At 73.0% G+C, this 5418-nt stretch carries 5 protein-coding genes; 3 read left to right on the top strand and 2 right to left on the bottom strand.

Annotated features, from left to right (window positions below; all coding sequences use genetic code 11):
* Nucleotides 1-226: 226 nt before the first annotated feature.
* Both ACIQMV_RS35300 and ACIQMV_RS35295 read right to left on the bottom strand, forming a co-directional pair.
* Nucleotides 227-706, bottom strand: a complete 480-nt coding sequence (locus ACIQMV_RS35300) for a GNAT family N-acetyltransferase (protein ID WP_402597219.1) — start codon at nucleotides 704-706, stop codon at nucleotides 227-229.
* Nucleotides 707-709: 3 nt separating this feature from the next.
* Nucleotides 710-1483, bottom strand: coding sequence for an IclR family transcriptional regulator (locus ACIQMV_RS35295; protein ID WP_141362132.1), 774 nt, complete (start codon nucleotides 1481-1483; stop codon nucleotides 710-712).
* A gap of 167 nt (nucleotides 1484-1650) precedes the next feature.
* Between ACIQMV_RS35295 and ACIQMV_RS35290 the strand changes: the two genes are divergently transcribed.
* The 3 genes from ACIQMV_RS35290 to ACIQMV_RS35280 all read left to right on the top strand — a co-directional run bounded on the left by ACIQMV_RS35290 (nucleotide 1651) and on the right by ACIQMV_RS35280 (nucleotide 5276).
* The gene (locus tag ACIQMV_RS35290; RefSeq protein WP_402597218.1) at nucleotides 1651-3177 is read left to right on the top strand and encodes an aldehyde dehydrogenase (NADP(+)); all 1527 of its coding nucleotides are present in this window, start codon (nucleotides 1651-1653) and stop codon (nucleotides 3175-3177) included.
* A gap of 219 nt (nucleotides 3178-3396) precedes the next feature.
* A complete protein-coding gene (locus tag ACIQMV_RS35285; protein ID WP_141362137.1) occupies nucleotides 3397-4119 on the top strand; it encodes a DsbA family oxidoreductase in 723 nt (240 codons plus the stop codon).
* A 71-nt stretch (nucleotides 4120-4190) separates the two neighbouring features.
* Nucleotides 4191-5276, top strand: a complete 1086-nt coding sequence (locus tag ACIQMV_RS35280) for an aminotransferase class V-fold PLP-dependent enzyme (RefSeq protein WP_402597217.1) — start codon at nucleotides 4191-4193, stop codon at nucleotides 5274-5276.
* Nucleotides 5277-5418: the final 142 nt, after the last annotated feature.

Here is a 5418-nt window from a genome sequence, read left to right as displayed (position 1 = left end):
TACCCCCACGCCGCGTTGTCGCATCACCCGAGTACATCCAGTACGCGGGTGATGCTCCGCCTTGCGATGTTCCCCCACTGCCTGAAGGGCGTGGGAGGTGCCCCCAGCACCGGACGTGCACCGGACGCCGCGAGCTTCCCGGCAAACCTTCCCGGCCACAGCACTGGGCACATGACGTGCCCCGTCCGCTCCACGAGGCCGGGCGGGGCGCGTCAGGCCCGCGCGTTCACCCGGCGTCGGCCCGCAGCGACAGCACCACCTCGTCGATCTCCTCGCCCCGCGCCTCGGCGAACCCCCGGGCCCGCGCGGACTCCAGGAAGCCGCACTTGGCGAGCACCCGCAGCGAGCCGGCGTTGTCCGCCGCCGCCCGCGCGTACAGCGGGCGTTCGGGCACCTCGGCCAGCAGGGCGCGCAGCGCGGCCGTGGCGACGCCGCGGCCCCAGTAGGCACGGTCCACCCAGTAGGTGACCTCGCGTTCGCCCGGCTCTCCGTAGACGGCGGCGCTGCCGACCACGTCACCGTCCAGCAGGACGGTGCGCAGCACGACGGACGAGGCGCGCAGCCTTCGCCAGTGCGCCGTGAAGGCGTCGTGGTCGGCCGGGTCCTTCGGGGTGAAGGCGGCCATCCGCAGCGCCTCCGGGTCGTTCATCTGCCGGAAGAACACCGGCAGATCGCTGTCGTGGACCTCGCGGAGGACGACCTCCATGTGTCACAGCCTCCGGGTGGCGAGCGTCAGTCGGTCACGGGCGTCGAAGAGAGCATCCTTCACCATCTGCTCGTGCGCCGGCGTCAGGCGCGCCACCGGGACCGAGCAGCTGACCGCGTCCCGGGCCGGGGTGCGGTACGGGATCGCCACACCGAAGCAGCGCAGGCCGAGGGTGTTCTCCTCGCGGTCGACGGCGTACCCCTGCTCGCGGATCTGATGCAGTTCCTCGATGAGCCGCTCGCGGTCGGTGATGGTGTGCTCGGTCAGCGCGGGCAGTGTCTCCGGGAGCATCTTGCGCACCTGCTCGTCCGTGTACGTGCTCAGCAGCGCCTTGCCCAGCGAGGTGGAGTGGGCGGGCAGGCGGCGGCCGACCCGGGTGAAGGGGCGCAGATAGTGCTGCGACTGGCGGGTGGCCAGGTAGACGACGTTCGTGCCGTCCAGGCGGGCGAGGTGAATCGTCTCGGTGGTGTCGTCGGACAGCCGGTCCAGCGTGGGACGGGCCGCCGCGACCACCTCGTCGCCGTCGATGTAGGAGGTGCCGACGAGCAGTGCCCGCACGCCGATGCCGTAGCGCGTGCCGGTGGCGTCGGTCTCCACCCAGCCCAGCTCGACGAGTGTGCGGAGCAGCATGTACAGGCTGGACTTGGGATAGCCGACGGCCTCCTGGACCGCGGCCAGCGAGTGCATACCGGGCCGGCCGGCGAAGAACTCGAGCAACTCCACGGTCCGTACCGCGGACTTGACCTGCGCCCCGCCGCCTGCGTCGCCTGCCGACATCGCCCTGGACCCCTTCGTTCGACGAGAAGCTGGAGATATAGTCTCCGACAGAGTATTCATCATCAGAGACAGCGTTCAGTATATCGAACGCCCTGGTGGTGAACCCGAATGCGGCCGACCGTAGGGACCGGCCGGATACTGCGGCAAGACATGTGGAGGGATCCGCGGTGGCAGCACCAGTCTGGAGTGTCGACCCCCGTACCGGGAAGCAGCGGGAACAGGTTGCGGTGGAGGCCACAGCGCAGGAGGTGGACGCCGTCGTGCGGGCAGCGCACGAGGCGCGCGGGGCGCTCGCCGACCGCGCCGTCCGCGCGGCCTTCCTGCGCTCCGCCGCCGACCGGCTGGAAGGGGCCCGCGACCGGCTCGTCGAGGCCGCCGACGCCGAGACCGCGCTCGGACCGGTCCGACTGACCGGCGAACTGGCCCGGACCTGCTACCAGTTGCGGGCCTTCGCGGACATCGTCGACGAGGGCGCCTTCCTCGACGTGATCATCAACCACCCCGACGCCACCGCGGCCCCGCCGATCCCGGACCTGCGCCGCTACAAGGTGCCGCTCGGAGTCGTCGCCGTCTACTCCGCCTCCAACTTCCCCTTCGCCTTCTCGGTCGCCGGCGGCGACACCGCGAGCGCGCTCGCCGCGGGCTGCCCCGTCGTCGTCAAGGCCCACCCCGACCACCCGGCACTGTCCGAACTGGTCGCCAGGGTGCTGCGCGGAGCGGCCGCGCACCACGGCGTCCCCGAGGCCGTGATCGGTCTCGTCCACGGCTTCGAGGCGGGCGTCGAACTCGTCGGGCACCCGCTCGTCGCCGCCGCCGGCTTCACCGGTTCCGTACGCGGCGGCCGGGCCCTGTTCGACGCGGCGGCCGCGCGGCCGGCGCCGATCCCCTTCCACGGCGAGCTGGGGTCGCTCAACCCGGTCCTCGTCACCGAGGCCGCGGCCGCCGAACGGGCCGAGGACATCGGGACCGGGCTGGCCGGGTCGATGACGATGGGGGTCGGGCAGTTCTGCGTGAAGCCCGGACTGGTCCTCGTGCCGTCCGGAGCCGCCGGCGACGGCCTGGTCAAGTCGCTCACCGACGCCGTCAGCGACACCGACCCGGGCGTCCTGCTCGACCACCGGATGCGCGACAACTTCCTCACCGGCATCGCCGAGCGCTCCGCACTGCCCGGCGTCGAGTCGCCGGTCACCCCGGGCGCGGGCGGCGAGCACTCGGTCAGCGCGGGCTTCCTGACCGTGCCGGCCGGGAAGCTCACCGAGGACGGGGAGCACGACCTGCTCCTGGAGGAGTGCTTCGGACCGGTCACCGTGGTGGCCCGCTACGAGGACGAGGGCGAGGCCGAGGCCGTCCTGTCGCGGCTGCCCGGCAACCTCAGCGCGACCGTGCACCTGTCCACCGAGGAGGCGGCCGGCCAGGGACGCGGCGCCGAACTGCTCGCCCGGCTGACCCCGCTCGCCGGACGCGTGCTCGTCAACGGCTGGCCGACCGGTGTCGCGGTGGCCCCCGCCCAGCACCACGGCGGCCCCTACCCCGCGACGACCTCGACGTCCACCTCCGTGGGCGGTACGGCGATCGAGCGGTGGATGCGCCCGGTGGCGTACCAGAACGCCCCGGAGGCGCTGCTGCCGCCGGAGCTGCGCGACGACAACCCGCTCGGGCTGCCCCGCCGCTTCAACGGCCAGCTGGAGCGCTGAGCGGCCGCACCCAACCGGATCACCGGGCTTCCGCGCCCTCCCTTCCCCGGCGTGCCTCGCACGACCGACGGCAGCGTGCGCGGACGCCCGGTGATCCGACCTGCGGGCGCGGCGCCTCCAGTCCCGTGACCGGGGAATGAAACCCGCTGATTGAACGTTCACGGACCCGGCGGAGGGCGTCCACCTCCGCCTCCGTACGAGCGGGAGAGAGCCGAGAGCATGCGCGTCGAGATCTGGTCGGACATCGCCTGTCCCTGGTGCTACGTCGGGAAGGCACGCTTCGAGAAGGCACTCGCGGCCTTCCCGCACCGGGAACAGGTCGAGGTGGTGCACCGGTCGTTCGAGCTGGATCCGGGGCGGGCCAAGGACGACGTGCAGCCGGTGATCACCATGCTCACCAAGAAGTACGGGATGAGCGAGGCACAGGCGCACGACGGCGAGGAGAACCTGGGACGGCAGGCCGCCGACGAGGGGCTCGCGTACCGCACCCGGGGCCGGGACCACGGCAACACCTTCGACATGCACCGCCTGCTGCACCTCGCCAAGGAGCACGGCAGGCAGAGCGAGCTGCTGGACGCGCTGTACCGGGCGAACTTCGCCGAGGAGCGGTCCGTCTTCACCGAGGGCGCAGAACGGCTGGTGGAGCTGGCCGTCGCCGCCGGGCTCGACGCCGACACCGCCCGGAAGGTGCTCGCCGACCCCGACGCCTACGCCGCCGAGGTCCGCGCCGACGAGCGGGAGGCCGCGCAACTCGGTGCATCCGGGGTGCCGTTCTTCGTGCTCGACCGGAAGTACGGCGTCTCCGGCGCCCAGCCCGCCGAGGTCTTCACCCAGGCCCTCACCCAGGCGTGGGGCGAACGCTCGCCGCTGACTCTCCTCCAGGACGGCGACGCGGACGGGGACGCCTGCGGCCCGGACGGATGCGCGGTGCCACGGAGCTGACCGGCGAGGACGAACCGCAGGTCGGGGCGGACCCATAAGGGATCCTTCGGAGCACTCGGCAGAAACGCGCGATGGACGGGGGCCGCGACGGGCCCCACAGTGGACCCATGGAAACCTTCGAGACCCTCGTCCGCGCCGAGTTCGCCCCGAAGACCACCTATCTGAACAGCGCGACCCTCGGTCTCCTGCCCGCCCGGACGGTGGAGGCCCTGGGCACCGCCGTGGCGGCGGCCGCCGCCGGGCAGCCGACCGACATGTTCGCCGACGTCGAGGCCGCTCGCGCCTCCTTCGCCCGGCTGATGAAGGTGCCGGACCGGCGCGTCGCGGCCGGCGCCTCCGTCGCCGTCTACACCGGGCTGATCGCCGCCGCACTGCCCGAGGGCGCCGAAGTCCTCACCGTCGAGGGCGACTTCAGCTCCCTGGTGAACCCCTTCCACGTCCGCCGGGACCTGAAGGTGCGCAGCGCACCGCTGGAGCGGGTCGCCGAGGCGGTACGGCCCGGCACGGCCCTGGTCGCGGTGAGCGCCGCACAGTCGGCCGACGGCCGCGTCGCCGACCTGCCCGCCATCCGCGCGGCCGCGCGCGAGCACGGTGCGCGCGTGTACGTCGACGCCTCCCAGGCCGCCGGCTGGCTGGACCTCGACGCGAACGCCTACGACTACGTCAGCGCCGTCGCCTTCAAGTGGCTCCTGTGCCCCCGGGGCGTGGCCTTCCTGGTCGTCCCCGACGACCTCGGCGGCCTCGACCCGCTGTTCGCGGGCTGGGTGGCGGGGGAGCGGCCCTGGGACAGCTGCTACGGCCCCGTCGAGGAACTCGCCCACTCCGCACGGCGGTTCGACGAGAGTCCCGCCCTCTTCTGCTACGCGGGCGCCCGCCGCTCACTCGAACTCGTCGAGGAAATCGGCGTGTCCGCCGTACGCGCCCACGATCTCGCCCTCGCCGACCGCTTCCGCGCCGGGCTGCGCTCCCTCGGCCACGAACCGGTCCGGGCGCCGGGCTCCCCGATCGTCGCCGTGCCCGGACTCGGCGCCCGTCAGGGCGAGTTGAGCGCGAAGGGCATCGAGGTCTCCCAGCGCGCGGGCAATCTGCGGGCCGCGTTCCACCTCTACAACACGCCCGCCGACGTCGACCGCCTGCTGGACGCGCTGGCCGGCTGAGGCCGTCACCGGGATCCGGACACGGGCCGGGGCCTCCCGTCCCACACGAGGAGGCCCCGACCCGTATCACCCCGGGTCACCGCACCGGGGTGAAGTCCCGTGCTCCGATGCTGTGTCTTCCGGGGGCCGACCCCCGGACCCC

Source organism: Streptomyces sp. NPDC091412 (assembly GCF_044756885.1).
Classification (GTDB): domain Bacteria; phylum Actinomycetota; class Actinomycetes; order Streptomycetales; family Streptomycetaceae; genus Streptomyces.
This window is presented reverse-complemented; position numbering and strand designations above follow the sequence as displayed.

Bases quoted from the DNA above. Each gene is read 5' to 3' on its own strand.
- ACIQMV_RS35300 (WP_402597219.1), bottom strand. From the start codon at position 706: ATGGAGGTCGTCCTCCGCGAGGTCCACGACAGCGATCTGCCGGTGTTC.
- ACIQMV_RS35280 (WP_402597217.1), top strand. From the start codon at position 4,191: ATGGACGGGGGCCGCGACGGGCCCCACAGTGGACCCATGGAAACCTTC.
- ACIQMV_RS35285 (WP_141362137.1), top strand. From the start codon at position 3,397: ATGCGCGTCGAGATCTGGTCGGACATCGCCTGTCCCTGGTGCTACGTC.
- ACIQMV_RS35295 (WP_141362132.1), bottom strand. From the start codon at position 1,483: ATGTCGGCAGGCGACGCAGGCGGCGGGGCGCAGGTCAAGTCCGCGGTA.